This window comes from Bilifractor sp. LCP21S3_F8 (assembly GCF_052117805.1).
Taxonomy (GTDB): domain Bacteria; phylum Bacillota; class Clostridia; order Lachnospirales; family Lachnospiraceae; genus Bilifractor.
The window spans coordinates 63,551-80,605 of sequence record NZ_JBQKIK010000013.1 but is presented as its reverse complement, the minus strand read 5'-3'; the positions used below and the strand labels follow the sequence as shown (position 1 = coordinate 80,605).

The 17,055-nt window shown below is 50.9% G+C and carries 17 protein-coding genes and 2 pseudogenes; 17 read left to right on the top strand and 2 right to left on the bottom strand.

The features are described 5' to 3' along the window. The 9 genes and pseudogenes from ACTQ3A_RS07940 to ACTQ3A_RS07900 all read left to right on the top strand — a co-directional run. A pseudogene (locus ACTQ3A_RS07940) lies at nucleotides 1-105 on the top strand (class I SAM-dependent methyltransferase); the annotation flags it as partial. 171 nt (nucleotides 106-276) lie between these two features. Then, nucleotides 277-699, top strand: a complete 423-nt coding sequence (locus ACTQ3A_RS07935) for a sigma-70 family RNA polymerase sigma factor (protein ID WP_002586616.1) — start codon at nucleotides 277-279, stop codon at nucleotides 697-699. Next, on the top strand, nucleotides 692-904 hold the full coding sequence (locus tag ACTQ3A_RS07930) for a helix-turn-helix domain-containing protein (protein WP_002586615.1): 213 nt from the start codon (nucleotides 692-694) through the stop codon (nucleotides 902-904). Before ACTQ3A_RS07935 ends, ACTQ3A_RS07930 begins: the two co-directional genes overlap by 8 nt. Nucleotides 905-1,425: 521 nt before the next feature. Next, nucleotides 1,426-1,824 carry a plasmid mobilization protein gene (locus tag ACTQ3A_RS07925; protein ID WP_002584975.1) on the top strand — a complete coding sequence of 133 codons (399 nt, stop codon included), beginning with the start codon at nucleotides 1,426-1,428 and terminating at the stop codon, nucleotides 1,822-1,824. After that, nucleotides 1,796-3,421 (top strand): relaxase/mobilization nuclease domain-containing protein, encoded by a 1,626-nt coding sequence (locus tag ACTQ3A_RS07920; RefSeq protein WP_441494483.1) that lies wholly within the window; start codon nucleotides 1,796-1,798, stop codon nucleotides 3,419-3,421. The genes ACTQ3A_RS07925 and ACTQ3A_RS07920 overlap by 29 nt, the downstream gene beginning before the upstream one ends. Then, on the top strand, nucleotides 3,411-3,797 hold the full coding sequence (locus ACTQ3A_RS07915; protein ID WP_002596231.1) for a cysteine-rich VLP domain-containing protein: 387 nt from the start codon (nucleotides 3,411-3,413) through the stop codon (nucleotides 3,795-3,797). The genes ACTQ3A_RS07920 and ACTQ3A_RS07915 overlap by 11 nt, the downstream gene beginning before the upstream one ends. Before the next feature lie 132 nt (nucleotides 3,798-3,929). Then, nucleotides 3,930-4,665, top strand: a pseudogene (locus ACTQ3A_RS07910) (replication initiator protein A). Then, nucleotides 4,662-5,504 (top strand): ATP-binding protein, encoded by an 843-nt coding sequence (locus ACTQ3A_RS07905; protein WP_002596233.1) that lies wholly within the window; start codon nucleotides 4,662-4,664, stop codon nucleotides 5,502-5,504. The pseudogene ACTQ3A_RS07910 and the gene ACTQ3A_RS07905 overlap by 4 nt, the downstream one beginning before the upstream one ends. A gap of 14 nt (nucleotides 5,505-5,518) precedes the next feature. After that, a complete protein-coding gene (locus ACTQ3A_RS07900) occupies nucleotides 5,519-5,713 on the top strand; it encodes a transposon-encoded TnpW family protein (protein WP_002596234.1) in 195 nt (64 codons plus the stop codon). 64 nt (nucleotides 5,714-5,777) lie between these two features. Here ACTQ3A_RS07900 and ACTQ3A_RS07895 read toward each other — a convergent pair whose 3' ends face one another. Further along, the gene (locus tag ACTQ3A_RS07895) at nucleotides 5,778-5,978 is read right to left on the bottom strand and encodes a hypothetical protein (RefSeq protein WP_002596235.1); all 201 of its coding nucleotides are present in this window, start codon (nucleotides 5,976-5,978) and stop codon (nucleotides 5,778-5,780) included. Between the two features lie 225 nt (nucleotides 5,979-6,203). Here ACTQ3A_RS07895 and ACTQ3A_RS07890 point away from each other — a divergent pair, with 225 nt between their 5' ends. Next, nucleotides 6,204-7,820, top strand: coding sequence for a recombinase family protein (locus ACTQ3A_RS07890; protein WP_002596236.1), 1,617 nt, complete (start codon nucleotides 6,204-6,206; stop codon nucleotides 7,818-7,820). Between the two features lie 29 nt (nucleotides 7,821-7,849). Beyond that, a complete protein-coding gene (locus ACTQ3A_RS07885) occupies nucleotides 7,850-9,862 on the top strand; it encodes a glycoside hydrolase family 2 protein (RefSeq protein ID WP_441494484.1) in 2,013 nt (670 codons plus the stop codon). 136 nt (nucleotides 9,863-9,998) lie between these two features. Here ACTQ3A_RS07885 and ACTQ3A_RS07880 read toward each other — a convergent pair whose 3' ends face one another. Beyond that, nucleotides 9,999-10,886 (bottom strand): AraC family transcriptional regulator, encoded by an 888-nt coding sequence (locus ACTQ3A_RS07880; RefSeq protein ID WP_441494485.1) that lies wholly within the window; start codon nucleotides 10,884-10,886, stop codon nucleotides 9,999-10,001. A gap of 229 nt (nucleotides 10,887-11,115) precedes the next feature. On the opposite strand from ACTQ3A_RS07880, the gene uxaC reads away from it, so the two are divergent. The 6 genes from uxaC (at nucleotide 11,116) to ACTQ3A_RS07850 (ending at nucleotide 17,045) form a co-directional block, all read left to right on the top strand. Further along, the gene (gene uxaC / locus ACTQ3A_RS07875; protein WP_441494486.1) at nucleotides 11,116-12,519 is read left to right on the top strand and encodes a glucuronate isomerase; all 1,404 of its coding nucleotides are present in this window, start codon (nucleotides 11,116-11,118) and stop codon (nucleotides 12,517-12,519) included. Between the two features lie 87 nt (nucleotides 12,520-12,606). After that, nucleotides 12,607-13,677 carry a mannonate dehydratase gene (gene uxuA, locus ACTQ3A_RS07870; protein WP_441100357.1) on the top strand — a complete coding sequence of 357 codons (1,071 nt, stop codon included), beginning with the start codon at nucleotides 12,607-12,609 and terminating at the stop codon, nucleotides 13,675-13,677. Between the two features lie 70 nt (nucleotides 13,678-13,747). Then, nucleotides 13,748-14,593, top strand: coding sequence for an SDR family oxidoreductase (locus tag ACTQ3A_RS07865; protein ID WP_441494487.1), 846 nt, complete (start codon nucleotides 13,748-13,750; stop codon nucleotides 14,591-14,593). 127 nt (nucleotides 14,594-14,720) lie between these two features. Beyond that, the gene (locus tag ACTQ3A_RS07860; protein ID WP_441494488.1) at nucleotides 14,721-15,692 is read left to right on the top strand and encodes a sugar kinase; all 972 of its coding nucleotides are present in this window, start codon (nucleotides 14,721-14,723) and stop codon (nucleotides 15,690-15,692) included. Next, on the top strand, nucleotides 15,689-16,354 hold the full coding sequence (locus ACTQ3A_RS07855; protein ID WP_441494489.1) for a bifunctional 4-hydroxy-2-oxoglutarate aldolase/2-dehydro-3-deoxy-phosphogluconate aldolase: 666 nt from the start codon (nucleotides 15,689-15,691) through the stop codon (nucleotides 16,352-16,354). The genes ACTQ3A_RS07860 and ACTQ3A_RS07855 overlap by 4 nt, the downstream gene beginning before the upstream one ends. 334 nt (nucleotides 16,355-16,688) lie before the next feature. After that, on the top strand, nucleotides 16,689-17,045 hold the full coding sequence (locus tag ACTQ3A_RS07850; protein WP_441100352.1) for an Asp23/Gls24 family envelope stress response protein: 357 nt from the start codon (nucleotides 16,689-16,691) through the stop codon (nucleotides 17,043-17,045). The last annotated feature ends 10 nt before the right edge of the window (nucleotides 17,046-17,055 follow it).

Genomic DNA, 17,055 nt, shown 5'->3' with positions numbered 1-17,055 from the left:
TTTGTCATTGATGGATTTTATGAAGAATGTTTTAAAACCAACAAAGAAATTCCTATGGTAATGATAGTAAGGCTTAAGAAGGTAAAACGTGATAGCTTAAAATAAATTCAAGTTTGTCGGGTAAATAGCAAACCCAGCCGAGCCAGTCAACGGTCAAGATGAACGGCGCATATGCGCAGCCGTTGACAGCCCCGCCCGCCTTTGCTGGTAGGCAATCAAGGGGCGACAGCAAGAAGTGCCACCGCCCCGCACTATTATTCAGAAAGGGGAATTTCCATGACCGACCAGATAGCCTATCAAGAATATATCCAGCGCAGGTACAACGCCTTTTGCAAGACTGTTATCCGCTGTGCCGCCTTGGACAAGATTTTGAAGCTTAAACGGCAATGGGAACGGCAAGTTTCCCTTGACTATCTGATGAACGAGAAGTTTGTCCAGTTTGCCGCGTCGGAGCCGGACGAGGAATACCCATTTACCGTCTGCGGTCAGACCGTCCTGCTCTGCAACGCCGCCCTTGCCGACGCGATCTCTGTTTTGCCGGAGCAGACGCGGGAAGAAATCCTGCGCTATTACTTTCTGCGCCAGCCGCAGCGCGTGATCGGCGCGTGTATTGGCCGGTCACGCAGCACAGCGGGGCGGCATATCCAGCTTGCCTTGCAGCGGCTACGCGAAGAAATGGGGGTGAGCCGGTATGAGTAGACTTCTCCCCTATGAAACAATCCTCAAAGCCCGTGAGGGCGACCCAGAAGCCGTGAACGCTGTCCTGCTCCACTACGCCGGATATATCCGCTATTTCTCAAAAGTGAACGGGCAGGTCAACGCCGAGGTGGAGGACTATGTAAAGCAGCGGTTAATTGACTGTCAATTCAAGTTCCGGCTTGACGAACCACCGGACAAGTCATAAAAACTGAATACCAGCCGCCACCGACGCGGCCAGCGAAAGCAGTAAGTCTTGAAAAAGATTTACTGCTTTTTTTGTTGTCCGGCTCCGCTCCCGGCCATTTTGCCCCCTGCCGGTTGTAGTAGTAAGCGAGGAGGGAATTTTTCTGCCCTGGTGTTTGGCATTTGGAGCATTTACCCGTAGTAGAGGGCAAAGAGAAAGGATTTCTCCAACACCGGGTAGAAACCACTGCGTCCGGTGTCATTTTAGCGAAAGCGGGCAGGAATGCCCTTTACAGGATTAGTAGTAGCAGAAAAAGAGAAACAAACTTTTGTGGTTGCAGTTTTCCAAAAAAGTGGCGGACGGAAGTGAGAGAAAGTTTGCAGTCACGGAGAGCAAGTTTCTACCACGGTGCCAAAATCCGCAATTCTGCGGTTTTGCCCCTCGCGGGAAACTTGTTGGGGAGTGCCTTCCCCAAACCCTGCTATGCGGCTTGCGCCGCTTATCCCCGCCGCGCTCATGCGGCAAGAAAGGAGGTCACGACCATGCGAAAAAAATACAACACACCCCACCGCAGCCGCGTTGTGAAAACCCGGCTGACCGAAGATGAATACGCCGACTTCACAGCGCGGCTTGCGCCCTATGGTATCAGCCAGTCGGAATTTCTCCGGCAGGCGATCCGGCGTACCACCATACGCCCCGTACTCCATGTGTCGTCGGTCAATGACGAACTGCTCTCCGCTGTCGGGAAGCTCGCAGCCGAGTACGGCAGGATCGGCGGCAACCTCAACCAGATTGCCCGGTATCTGAACGAGTACGGCGCGCCCTATCATGCGTTGTCCGGCGAGGTACGCGCCGCCATAGCCGACCTTGCCGCCCTCAAGTATGAAGTCTTAAAGAAAGTAGGTGACGCGGTTGGCAACACTCAAACATATCAACTCTAAAAACGCCGACTACGGAGCCGCCGAACAATACCTGCTCTTTGAGCATGACGAATTTACCATGAAGCCCGTCCTTGATGAAACCGGCAGGCTTATCCCCCGCGAGGACTACCGGCTGTCTACGCTGAACTGCGGCGGGGAGGATTTTGCCGTTGCGTGTATGCGGGCCAATCTCCGCTATCAGAAAAACCAGCGGCGGGAAGATGTGAAAAGCCACCACTACATCATCAGCTTTGACCCGCGGGACGGGCCGGACAACGGCCTGACCGTAGACCGGGCGCAGGCGTTGGGGGAACAATTCTGTAAAGAGCATTTTCCCGGCCACCAGGCCCTTGTCTGCACCCACCCGGACGGGCATAACCACAGCGGCAACATTCATGTGCATATCGTCATAAACAGCCTGCGGATTGAGGAAGTGCCGTTCCTGCCCTACATGGACAGGCCGGCCGATACGAAAGTCGGCTGCAAGCACCGATGTACCGACGCTGCCCTGCGCTACTTCAAATCCGAAGTCATGGAGATGTGCCACCGGGAGGGGCTTTATCAAATCGACCTCTTGAACGGCAGCAAGAACCGCGTCACCGACCGGGAGTATTGGGCGCAGAAAAAGGGACAGGCCGCGCTGGACAAGCAGAACGCCCCCATGATTGCCGATAGTATCACGCCCCGGCAGACCAAGTTTGAAACGAACAAGGAGAAGCTGCGGCAGACCCTACGGAAAGCCCTTGCCACCGCCGCCAGCTTTGACGAGTTTTCCTCTCTGTTGCTGCAGGAGGGTGTGACCGTCAAGGAGAGCCGGGGGCGGCTTTCCTACCTCACGCCGGACAGGACAAAGCCAATTACCGCCCGGAAGCTGGGCGACGATTTTGACCGCGCCGCTGTCTTTGCCGTTTTAGAGCAAAACGCCGCCAGAGCAGCCGAAGCGCCAGCCAGATCCCCCGATCCCCCACGCACCATAAAAGACCGCTTGCAGGTTGCCAGAGCCGAGATAGCCGCCCCGAAACAGGACGGAGTGCAGCGGCTTGTGGACATTGAGCAGAAAATGGCCGAGGGCAAAGGCCGGGGCTATGAACGCTGGGCGAAGATACACAATCTGAAGCAGGCCGCCAAAACGCTGTCCGTCTACCAGCAATACGGCTTTACTTCCCCGGAGCAGTTAGAAGCCGCCGTTGACACCGCCTATCAGAAAATGCGCCAGACCAGCGGCGAACTGAAAGCACTGGAAACGAAGCTGCAAGGGAAAAAGAAGTTGCAGCGGCAGGTGTTGGCCTACGCCCAGACCAAGGCCGCCCGCGACGGGCTGCGGGCACAGAAATCCGAGAAAGCCCGCGCCGCATACCGGCAGGCCCATGAGAGCGATTTTATCATAGCCGACGCAGCAGCCCGGTATTTCAAGGCGCATGGCATTACCAAGCTGCCCGCCCGGAAAGCGTTGCAGGCCGAGATCGAGCAGCTTATCTCCGAGAAAGACGGCCTGTATAACACCTATCACGAACAGAAACAGCGGTTCAAGGAGTTGCAGACCGTCAAGCGGAACATCGACCAGATTTTGCGCCGGGACGAGCCGCACCGCAGAAAGGAGCAGAGCCATGAGCGATAACCTGCCCCACATGGACTACCGCCAGCACCGGCGGGCGCGGCGGCTGGTACATGAGTGCTGTAACTACGATGAGGGGAACTGCCTGCTATTGGACGACGGGGAGCCTTGCGTGTGCGTCCAGAGCATTTCCTTTTCCCTCATGTGCCACTGGTTCCGTGTGGCTGTCCTGCCCCTTGACGGGGAGCTGGCCGCAGCCCTCTTGTGCCGGGGAAGCCGGAAACGGTGTGCCGTCTGCGGGGCGGCCTTTGTCCCCAAATCCAACCGGGGAAAATACTGCCCCGACTGCGCCGGGCGCATGAAGAAAATCAAAGCCGCCGAGAGAAAGCGGAAACAAAGGCAGAGATGTCACGCTTTAGAGCCTTTCAAACCCGCATAAATCAAGGCTTTTTTCGTGGGTGTCAAAGGGTACGCGATACATTTATCCTTTTCCCCCGGAAACGGCGTTTTAATGCGTGACAATACGCCAAAATCAACCCGAACACAGGGAGGTGATCCTATCGCTGATTATATCAGGGCAGACACGCGGCTGCCCGCCTATCTGCCGTATCCCCGTTTCCTGCTGAAAATGGAGATTTCACAGACCGCCAAGCTGCTGTATTCGCTGCTGTTAGACCGTTCCACCCTCTCCCAGAAAAACAAGTGGCTGGACGACGAGGGCAGGATTTATATTATCTATCCCATCGCGGAGATAGCAGAAATACTGGATAAAGGCAGCACCACCATCAAGGGGGCGCTTAATGAACTGGACACGGCGGGGCTGTTGGAACGGGAACGGGGCGGCTTCTCCGCACCGAACCGGCTTTATGTCAAAGTACCGCCAGTGCCACAGGTACAGTTTTCAGACCAACTGATGGCCGGAAGTCCGCCCCTCATAGAGCCGGAAAACCGTCCTACTGATGGTCAGAAAACCGACCTTATGATGGTCGGAAAACCGTCCCCTAACCAAACTACTATAAACAACCTTACAGAGAGCCAAACAAAGGGAGTGAGTGGGGGGGCCGTCCGCGCCCTATGGCCGATATGGAAATATTTTTCTGTCACAGACCGAATACGACGAGTTGCAGGCAGAGTACCCTGACAGGCTGGAACGGTTCATCGAGGAAATGAGCCGCTACCTTGCCGCCAACGGGAAAAGCTACCAGAACTATGCCGCCGCCCTGCGGATATGGGCGGGGAACGACAAAAAGGAAGCCCCTAAAAAGGGCATACCAGACTACTCATGCAAGGAGGGCGAGAGTTTATGAAGAATGAAATCAACGCGGTTTTGGAGAATATGACGACCACCATCCCGGAGCCGGAGGACTACACCGGCGAGGACGGTTTACTGTACTGCGGCAAGTGCCGCAAGCCGAAAGAAGCCTATTTTGCGCCGGATAAGGCCGCTATCTTCGGGCGCGACCGCCACCCGGCAGAGTGCGACTGCCAGAGAACCGCCCGCGAGGAACGGGAAGCCGCCGAAAAGCGGCGCAGACACCTTGACACCGTGGAAGAACTGAAACGCCGGGGCTTTACCGACCCCACCATGCGGGACTGGACTTTCGAGAACGACAACGGCAGGAACCCGCAGACCGGGCTTGCCCGCCGGTATGTGGAGCATTGGGAAGATATGCGGACAGACAATATCGGCTGCCTGTTCTGGGGCGGCGTAGGCACCGGCAAAAGCTACCTTGCAGGCTGTATCGCAAACGCCCTCATGGAGAAAGAAATCCCCGTCCGCATGACGAACTTTGCTCTTATCCTCAATGACCTTGCCGCCAGCTTTGAGGGGCGCAACGAGTACATTTCCCGCCTTTGTCGTTATCCGCTGCTGATCCTTGACGACTTCGGCATGGAACGCGGGACGGAATACGGGCTGGAACAGGTGTTCAATGTGATTGACAGCCGTTACCGCAGCGGCAAGCCGCTGATCGTCACGACCAACCTTACGCTGGACGACCTGCACAACCCGGAGGACACCGCCCATTCCCGGATTTATGACCGCCTGCTTTCCATGTGCGTCCCGGTACGCTTTACCGGCGACAACTTCCGGCAGGAAACCGCCAAGCGGAAAATGGAGAGCATGAAGAAACTGATTACCGACTGAAAGGAGTATTGCCTATGGCAGATAACAAGCAGCACGACACCCGCACCACCCGCCGCCCTGACTGTGTGACGGAAATCCGCATGGGCAATTCCGTCCTTGTCGTGTCCGGCTATTTCAAGAAAGACACCACAACCACAGCCGCCGACAAAATGGCGCGGGTACTGGAAGCGGAAGCCGCTGCTACACAGGAGCCGACTTATCCGGCGTGAACCGGGGCATGGAAAAGCGGCCATGCCAGGGAGCATGACCGCTGGAACGAAAATCGGAAGTGCTTTAGCAATTCTTAATCTCATTCTCTATAAAATAATTTGCAATTTCAAAGGCTTTTATTCTTCTCTTTGCCAATGTGATTTGTGATTTATAACGCTCGGAATTATCCTTTGATTCAAATGTTTTTACTGTTTCTCTTAGCTTGTGCAGAGTTGAATCAATTTGCCTTTTGGCCGCGGTTAATTCATCTATTGTATACTTCATGTTTTCTCCTTTAACTTCTGATTTTTTTGTTAAATCAGAGTATACCACGGAGTTATGAACTTTTCTACTGCAAATATGGGACGACAACCCATACCATAAAAATCGGAAAATTGAAAAGCTGTAAAGAAGCAAATTTAACGCTTTTGCCGCTGTACAGCCCCCGCCGTTCCGTGGTACAATGAAACCACGGAATAGTGGGGCTGGCTGTCGGAAACGGAGGATTTTATGTTAAGACAAGCCACCCAAAACCTCATTACCGCCCTTTATCCGAGATTGTCCCACGAGGATGAATTGCAAGGCGAGAGTAATTCCATATCGAACCAAAAAAGGATACTCGAAACCTACGCAAAACAGAACGGCTTTACCAATCTGCGCTGGTACACCGACGACGGTTTTTCCGGCGCGAACTTCCAGCGGCCCGGATTTCAAGCCATGCTTGCGGACATTGAAGCCGGGAAAGTGGGTACGGTCATCGTCAAGGACATGAGCCGGTTAGGGCGAAACTACTTGCAGGTAGGGTTTTACACGGAAATGCTGTTCCCTCAAAAGGGTGTGCGTTTTATCGCTGTCAACGATAATGTGGACAGTGCCAGCGAGGGCATGGACAACGATTTTACCCCGCTGCGAAATCTGTTCAATGAATGGCTGGTGAGAGATACGAGCAAGAAAATCAAGGCAGTGAAAAAGTCAAAAGGCATGAGCGGCAAGCCTGTTACCAGCAAGCCGGTTTACGGCTATGTGATGGACGAGGACGAGAATTTTATTATAGACGAGGAAGCCGCCCCGGTGGTGCAGCAGATTTACCAGCTTTGCCTTGCCGGGAACGGCCCGACCAAGATTGCCCGTATGCTGACGGAGCAGCAAATCCCCACGCCGGGGACGCTGGAATATCAGCGGACAGGCAGCACCCGCCGTTATCACCCAGGCTATGAGTGCAAATGGGCGACCAACACCGTCGTTCATATCCTCGAAAACCGAGAGTACACCGGATGTCTGGTGAACTTCAAAACGGAAAAGCCTTCTTATAAGGTCAAGCACAGCATAGAGAACCCCGTCGAGAAGCAGGCCATTTTCGAGAACCACCATGAGCCGATCATCGACAAGGAAACATGGGAACGGGTGCAGGAGTTACGCAAACAGCGCAAACGCCCGAACCGCTACGATGAAGTGGGGCTGTTCTCCGGGATTTTGTTCTGCGCCGACTGCGGCCATGTGCTGTATCAGCAGCGGTATCAGAACAAAGACCGCAAACAGGACTGCTACATCTGCGGCAGCTACAAGAAGCGCACCCGCAACTGTACGGCGCACTTTATCCGCACCGATCTGTTGACCGCTGGTGTCCTGGCAAATCTCCGGCAAGTGACCGAATACGCAGCCAAGCATGAGAGCCGGTTTGTGAAACTACTTGTCCAGCAGAACGAGATCGGCGGCAAGCGAAAGACCGCCGCAGCCATCAAGCAGCTTGAACAGGCGCAGGAACGCATTTCTGAAATCAGCCGCATTATCAAGCGGCTGTATGAGGACAATGTAAACGGCAAAATCAGCGATGAGCGTTTCATGGAACTGTCGGCTGACTACGAAGCCGAGCAAGCGGAGCTGAAAAAGAGAGCCGCCGCCCTGCAAGCCGAACTGGACAAGTCACAGGCAGCTACCGTCAACGCCGAGAAATTTATGGGCATTGTCCGCAAGCACCTTGCCTTTGAAGAACTGACCCCCACTCTCTTGCGGGAAATGATCGAGAAAATTGTGGTGCATGAGTGCAGCTATGATGAGAACGGCACCCGCAGGCAGGACATTGAGATTTATTACAGCTTTGTCGGCAAGATTGACTTGCCCGAATAACCGCCCGACCTATCCGACACAATGGCCAAGTGTCGGATAGGAACGGCAAAATTTTTTGCACTTCTATTGCTTCTTTATCACACATAAGCAAAGTCGGCTGTCACGAAGGCGGATATACTATATTTGCAGTCGAACTGACAAATAATCTGATCGCCGGAGATAACGTACTTACTGTACTTGTCAGCAACGCCAAAAACGAAACCGTGTCCCCATTGTCCGGAGATTTTGCTTCTTTTGGCGGTATTCACAGAAAGGTAGAGCTGATCACAACTTCTTCGACCTGCTTTGACAGAACCTATTACGGATGTGACGGTGTCGTTTTTCAATCCAGAATAAATCCCAATGGCTGTGGCGAGCTTTGGGCAGAAGCTCATGTGCTGGGAGACGACGATATTGGCATCCGGTATTCAATCAACCAGTTAAATCCGTCCGAATTCAAGTTTGAAAAAACAGATGGTCTGAAAAAGGTTTGTGAAATAAAAAATCCTGTCTTCTGGAACGGTCTTGATGATACCAAATTATACACCGCCAGAGCGGATCTCCTTCTCCATGGACAAGTCATAGACACTATCGAAAAACAGATCGGCTTCCGAAAGATATCGATTGATCCAGAGAACGGCTTCTTCCTCAACGATCACCACATGAAACTTCACGGTGTAGCAAAGCATCAGGATTCTGATTCCGTCTTTTCCGCCGCTACAATGGACCAGTGGCAAAGAGATATCGCTCTTATTCATGAAATAGGAGCCAACGCCATTCGTTTATCGCATTACCCGCATCCAACGGAAGTTTACGATCTATGTGATAAATATGGCTTTGTTGTCTGGGCGGAAATCCCACTATTAAAACTCACGGAAAACGAGACATTATTTGCAAATGCCAAACAACAATTGAAAGAAATGGTCCTTCAAAACATGCACCATCCCAGCATTTGTTTTTGGGGCCTCCAGAATGAGATCGCGATTTACGGGGAATTTCCGTTTATGGCCGAAAAGATGAAGGCCTTAAACGAGATAGCGCACGCACTGGATTCAACCCGTCTAACCGCATGTGCCAATCTGAATGTGGTACATCCTGAAAGTACTCTGAACCAAATCACCGATGTTACCGCATATAATATATATTACGGCTGGTATTATGGAGACTTCGCGGACAATGGTAAATTCTTAGACGATTTTCATAAGACTAATCCCAATATGCCGCTTGCAATATCGGAATACGGAGCAGACGCAAACATAAAATTTCACAGTGCAGATCCAAAGGTAAATGATTATTCAGAAGAATTCCAGGCCCTCTATCACGAGACCGTATATCCAATGATCGCACAGCGCGATTTCGTCTGGGGCAGCTTTGTATGGAATATGTTCGATTTCACCAGTCCTATCCGGCAAACCGCTGACGTTAAAAACAGAAACATCAAAGGTCTGGTAACCTTTGACAGACAGACCCGGAAAGACAGCTTTTTCTATTATAAAGCGATGTGGGCAAAAGACCCCTTTGTTTATATAGCAGGCAAACGTTATCAAAACCGGGCGGAAGAATCGATTTCCGTTAAGGTATATTCAAATCAGCCAAACGTAACACTCACCGTTAACGGTAAGACAGTCACGCAAGCTGTATTAAATGGAAACACTGTTTTTTCTAATATAGCACTGAACATGGGGGCAAACAGGATTACAGCACAGTCAGGGCACACCAGCGATGAAGCCACCTTTTATCGGAAGACGGAAGAAGATCCTTCCTACACCTATGTAGATCAGCATCCCGGATTAAATGTCCGCAACTGGTTCCTGGATGAAAAAGAAGAAGCTGAGCTGTTTCCCGAAGGTTTCTTATCTATTCGAAGCACCATCAACGAATTGCTGGCGAACGAGAAGGCAATGCAGACAATCGACAGAAGAATGCCTGATGTAGGAGCTGGCATGCGAGATATGGTCGGTACTTTCGAGCTCGACAAATTTTTTGCATTCGCAAAGCCAGACTATTCCGAAGAGGAAATTCGAACACTAAATGCAGAGCTAACCAAAATCAAAAAGTCATAGAATATTCCAACAGAGGCTGCAACGCAGCCTCCTTCCGGTTCGCTGATGATAACGTTTCATTTCTTCCTGAAATTTTCCGTAAGTCGTATAAACAATCATGCAGAGGCTCCTTTCTGATTCCTTTCTATCGTGTTCTCTACACCCATTCCTTCTCTTTAGAGGCATTCAGCATTCTTTCTCTGTATTTTTTTGGAGAGATGCCATACTCCCGTACAAATGCACGATAGAAAACAGAGTAATCATTAAAGCCATACATGAGGCAGGCTTCATTTACACCGACGCCATTCAAAATAGCATTGCGGCTCATCAGAAGCCGCTTTTTTTGTATGTACTGATGAACCGAAATTCCCATATTGTCCTTGAAAAGATGTGCAATATAATATTTGCTCACAAAAAAATGCTGCGCCAGAAGATCGAGAGAGAGAGATTCATCCAGATGCCCTTCAATGAAATGTGCAATATTGTCATAGAGCGGTTCTCCATTGTCTTCCCTTTGATTTTTCTGTTCATGATAAATACGGCTGATTTCCAGAAGAAGTTGGCCGGCGAGCAGCATAAGACGGGCCTCCCGCCCGAATCTCCGGGAATGGATTTCCTCCAGGAACTCAAAAATCTCCGCCTGCACTGCATTGAAGATCAGATCCTCTACATGAAAAATCAGATACCCGTTTTCCGATGCCCGCTCCGTCAAATAGCCGAAATCCGGCGAACTCTCCATTAGCTTCTCCAGAAACGAGCAGCTCACCCAGAAAATAAACCGTCGGTAAGAAGTCTTTTCCGAATGAATCGCCGCATGATGCGGAACCTTTGGTGCAACTGCTATAATGTCCCCATGACACAGCGAAACCGGCTGATTTTTCAGATACATTTCCGCGCTTCCCTCAAGAAAGAAGTAAAATTCCCAGTAACTGTGCGTATGGTTCTCCACCGAAGTCAGTGTCTGATCATCATAATAATACAGCTCAAAATCTCCCGATAACATATATTGCCGCTGCGCAAAAGGCGACCTCAGTTCATTCTTCATTTCTGCCCCCTGATGCGGGTTGTTCCATGCATCTCACCCTTACTTACCGCCTTGTCCATCACATACCTTTTCGCTAACCAGACCGTTTGCATTTTCGAAGAGCATACCATGATACAGCAATTTTTGCAATGTATCCGACAAGGAACACAATGGGCCCTCCGAAGCAGACCAGGTATCATAGGATCTAACAGTTCCCTTGTAAAAGCAGAAAGAAACACGGAGGAATCACATGAAAAAATTTATGGATCCGGATTTTCTTCTCGACACGGATATCGCCCGCGAACTATATCACAGCGCGGCCAGCCGAAGCCCCATTATCGACTACCACAATCATCTCAGCCCTCAAGAGATCTATGAGGACCCGTGCTATCGCAGCATTACCGAAGCCTGGCTTGCCGGAGATCACTATAAATGGCGCGCAATGAGGGCAAACGGAGTTCCGGAAGAACTTGTCACCGGTGACGGGGATCCCTACGAAAAATTCCTGGCATGGGCGGATACCATCCGGAACAGCGTTGGGAACCCGCTGTATCACTGGACGCATCTCGAGCTTCAGAGATATTTCGGAATTGACGAGTGTCTTTCTCCGGAAACCGCTCCGGAAATCTGGAATGCCTGCAACCAAAAGCTTTCCCAAAAGGATTTTTCCGTCCGAAACCTGCTGAAAAGGATGCAGGTTCAGGTTCTCTGCACCACGGATGACCCCGCAGACTCCCTGCATTATCATGAGCTTCTCGCATCGGAAGAAGATGCCTTTCACGTCTATCCGACATTCCGTCCGGAAAAGGCGCTCGGCATTGAGAAGGAGGGTTTTCCGGAATATCTCAAGAAACTGGAAGATCTTACGAATGTCCCCTGCGACAATATCAAAGGCATTCTAAAAGCTCTGGAGCTTCGTCTTGACTTTTTTGTAAAAGCCGGGTGCCGTGTCACAGACCACAGTCTGGAGAATCACTTCTATATCCCGGCCACGGAGGACCAGGTAAACAAGATCCTGCAGAAAAGACTGCGCGGTGAGGCGCTCACAGAAACAGACTGTGGAATGTACCACGGATTCCTGCTGACATACCTGGGGAAAATGTACGCGCACAGAGACCTTGCCATGCAGCTTCACATCGGAGCCATCCGAAACACTTCCACTCGCATGTACCGGAAACTCGGACCGGATACCGGATTCGACAGCATCAATGATTTCAATTACGCGCCGGAGCTCGCCGCTCTGCTGGATGCTATGGATCAGACAGATGAGCTTCCCAAAACCATCCTGTACTACCTGAATCCGAAAGACGCAGACATGCTTGCGGCAATGGCAGGTAATTACCAGAGTAACTCCCGCGGCATCCGCGGAAAGATTCAGCTGGGTACCGCCTGGTGGTTCTGCGATCACCGTAGAGGAATGGAGCAGCAGATGGACAGTCTTGCCAATCTCGGTCTGCTCTCGACCTCCATTGGTATGGTAACAGATTCCCGAAGCTTCCTGTCTTTTTCTCGACATGAATACTATCGGAGAATCTTATGTCGAAAGATCGGACAGTGGGTGGAAAACGGAGAATATCCGGATGATCGCGGTTATCTGAACGATCTGATTGAACGCATTTCCCTGCGGAACGCGAAAGAATATTTTGAATTGTAAAGAGATAAAGAACCGGAAGAGAGAAAGCGTTTTCCTCACAATCCAGATAGAACACATGCTCTGCAAACGAAAAGGAGAAAAAGAACCATGGAAATGACACTGCGATGGTATGGAAAAAAATTCGACACCGTCACCCTCGAACAGATCCGTCAGATCCCGGGCGTCCGGGGAGTAATTACTACCCTGTATGATACAGAACCGGGAGAGGTCTGGAGCCGGGAGCGCATTAACGCCTTAAAAGAAGAGGTGGAATCTGCGGGCCTGGAGATAGCCGGAATTGAAAGCGTAAATGTACATGAAGATATCAAGCTTGGAAAACCGGATCGGGATGTATTGATCGATCACTATATCGAAACGCTCGAGAATCTCGGAAAAGAAGATATCCATATGGTCTGCTACAACTTTATGCCGGTCTTTGACTGGACCAGAACAGAGCTGGCGCGGAAACGGCCGGACGGCTCCACCGTACTTGCCTATACCCAGAAGGCTGTGGATGCACTGATTCCCGAAGAAATGTTCCAGTCCATTGCCTGCGACATGAACGGATCTGTCATGCCGGGATGGGAACCGGAACGCATGGCACATGTCAAGGAGCTCTTTGCCGAATATAAAGGAGTAACAGAAGAGGACCTGTTCGACAACCTGAAATATTTCCTGGAGAGAATCATGCCGGTCTGCCGGAAGTACGATATCTATATGGCGATCCACCCGGATGATCCGGCATGGAGTGTCTTCGGACTTCCCAGAATCATAATCAACAAAGAAAACCTCCTTCGCATGATGCATATGGTCGATGATCCGCATAACGGCGTTACCTTATGCACCGGTTCCCTTGGAACAAATCTACAGAATGATCTCCCCGATATCATTCGTTCCCTGAAGGGAAGAATTCACTTTGCGCATGTTCGGAATCTCAAGTTCCATTCACAGCAGGACTTCGAGGAGGCGGCGCATCTTTCCTCAGACGGTTCCTTTGATATGTATGAAATCGTAAAAGCTCTGCACGATATCGGTTTTGACGGCCCCATCCGACCCGATCACGGAAGAATGATCTGGGGCGAAAAAGCCATGCCCGGTTACGGACTTTATGACCGTGCGCTCGGCGCCGCCTATATCAACGGTCTCTGGGAGGCCATCGAGAAAAACAGCCGTAATTGAGCCTTTCATAATGGAACAATTAATACTCGAACATTTAATTATCGAACATTGGATAAAGAGAGGAAAAAACATGGATTATTCATTAGATATCAACGATAAAGTAGCGGTTGTGACCGGTGCCGGCGGTGTATTGTGCGGGATGTTCTCAAAAGTACTCGCAGAACAGGGAGCAAAGGTTGCTCTCCTGGATTTGAACCAGGAAGCCGCTCAGAAAGTAGCCGACGAGATCTGCGCTTCCGGCGGAATCGCAAAGGCATATAAGGCAAATGTTCTGGAGCTTGAAAGCCTGAAGCAGGTACACGAACAGGTTCTCACCGATCTCGGAAGCTGCGACATTCTTCTCAACGGTGCCGGCGGCAACAACAAAAGGGCAAATACAGACAAGGAATATTTCGAACCCGGCGACGAAATGGATCCGGAAACGGTGAGCTTTTTCGATCTCGATCCACAGGGCGTGCAGTTTGTGTTCAGCCTCAATTTCATCGGCACCCTGCTTCCTACACAGGTTTTCGCAAAGGATATGATCGGGAAGAAGAACGTAAGCATCATCAACATTTCCTCTATGAACGCTTTCACCCCACTGACAAAGATCCCCGCATACAGCGGAGCAAAAGCTGCCATCAGTAATTTTACTCAGTGGCTTGCCGTTCACTTCTCCAGAGCCGGCATACGCGTCAATGCACTGGCGCCTGGATTTTTTGTGACAAATCAGAACCGGGACCTTCTGTTTGACGCCGATGGCAATCCGACTGCTCGGACAAAAAAAATCCTTGCGGCGACACCTATGAACCGCTTTGGAGAACCAGAAGAGCTCAACGGAACCCTGCTGTATCTGCTGAATGAGAAAATGTCCGGCTTTGTCACAGGCGTTGTCATCCCGATCGACGGCGGATTTTCCGCTTATTCCGGAGTCTGAAAATTTTCACACGTAAAATTACCTTTTTCTACTCTCGGACATCCACGAACTATCGCTGTATGAGAATTACGTAAATTCATGATGTCGGGAAGTCCATAGCTTATACCATAACGCCGGAGGTAACAACATGACACATGTACTGACTTTTGGAGAGCCGCTGCTTGTCTGGATTCCGCAGGAAACCGGAAGTTTTTCTGAAGTCACACATTTTCAGAAGGCGGCAGCCGGAGCAGAACTCAATGTATCCATCGGTCTTTCAAGGCTTGGTCACACGGTAACCTACCTCTCTGCGGTAGGCGATGACTTTGCCGGCCGCTTTCTGCTCGGCAAAATGCAAAAAGAACACATTGACACGACGGCGGTAAAGATTGACCCTGACCATCTGACCGGAACCTATTTTAAAACGAAGACGGAGCAGGGAGACCCTGAAGTTTTTTATATGCGAAAAACCTCGGCTGCATCGCACCTATCTCCGGATTCGCTTGCGAATATTTCCGCCTCCGATAACGATATCATCCACCTGACCGGGATTACGGCCGCTCTCTCTGAAAGCTGTTATGAAACATCCCTTCGGATTCAGGATATGGCGTGGAGCGCCGCTAATCGACCGTTCCTCACCTTTGATCCCAATTTGCGCCTCAGCCTTTGGAAGTCCGAAGACCAGATGATCTCCAGAATCAACGCTCTGGCTTTTCGATCCGATCTTGTGATGCCGGGAATCGCCGAAGGAAGACTCCTGACCGGGAAGAGTAAACCGGAAGCGATCGCCGATTATTACTTTGAACATGGCACACAAAAAGCCGTCATCATCAAAAACGGCGCGCAGGGAGCTTATTATCAGACCATTGACGGTGAAAGAGGAGACGTCCCCGGATTCTTTGTACCACAAATTGTCGATACGGTCGGCGCCGGAGATGCCTTTGCCGCAGGTGTCCTTTCCGCACTGCTCGAAAGCCTGGATATGCAAGAAGCCGTTCGGAGAGGCAATGCCATGGGAGCGCTTATGATTGCCGCGCCCGGAGATAATGACGCGCTTCCCGACCGACACATACTGCAGCAGTTTACCCATACGCATTTCACTACGGAGGAATCAAAATGAATACCAATAATTCTTCAGCATCACAATCGAAGTTCCCAGAGCAGATTGCGATTACCGGAATCGTCCCGGTAGTCGCGCTCGATCACGCAGATAGCGCCGTTCCGCTGGCAAAGGCTCTTCTTGCAGGAGGTATTAACTTCATGGAGATTACCTTCCGCACAAGGGCAGCGGCTCAGGCCATTGCAAACGTCTCTCATGAAGTGCCGGACATGCATGTCGGAGCAGGAACGGTCCTGACCATGACACAATGCGTACAGGCTCTGGAAAACGGTGCGCAGTTTATCGTAGCCCCCGGATTTTCCGCCGATATCGTCCGGTACTGTCAGGAAAACGAAATTCCGGTCGTCCCGGGATGCGCAACCCCCACGGAAATTACCGAATGTGTCCGGATGGGGCTCTCCATGGTTAAATTTTTCCCGGCAAAGCTCTATGGAGGCGTATCCGCCATCAAGGCGCTCCACGCCCCCTTTCCGGATCTCAAATTTCTTCCCACCGGAGGCGTAAACAGCGATAATATGGAAGAGTATTTGAAGCTTTCCTGTGTTTCGGCTGTCGGCGGAAGCTGGGTCTGCCCGAAGGACCTGATCGAAGATGGTCGCTTTGCAGAAATCACTGCTCTGTCCAGGGAAGCCACCGACAGGATCCGCGCGCGAAACGCTTAAAGCTTACAGATTAAGAGCAGTACCATCGGAAAGGAGAAGATATCGGAAAAAACGTATAAAGAAAGAGCGCAGACGGATTTATGCCAAAGCAGAAAATCCACCTGCGCTCCTTCTGCGCTTACAGATCGAAATAATTCAGTCCGAAGTTCAACTACCATTATGCAGAAGCTGCTCCCAATGGAGAAAGACGGAAAAAGGCTGAGTCGGCAGGTTTCGCTTCACAAGCACGATCTTTTACGCTATACTAAAGGCTGTTAAATTGGGTTTTTCGGAATTGCCGGACAGGCAACCGCTCACAAATCCATAAATCATCGATACCAGAAAGGAGCAGGAGATGAAAGGACGGGTAAATTCGGAACTTGGCGAAGTCGTCATCAATCCTGATGTCATCGCTACCTATGCCGGAAGTGTCGCTGTTGAGTGCTTCGGAATCGTCGGAATGGCTGCCGTCAATATGAAAGACGGCCTCGTGCGTCTTCTGAAGAAGGACAGCCTGAAGCACGGCATCAACGTAACCATAAATGCGAATAAAATCTCTCTGGAATTCCATGTAATCATCGCCTACGGTGTGAGTATTTCGACCGTGGCGCAGAATCTGATCGACAGTGTAAAGTACCAGCTTGAGGAGTTTACCGGGATGAAGGTGGAGCATGTACGCATCATTGTGGAAGGCGTACGGGTAATAGACTGATCTCTTAGGA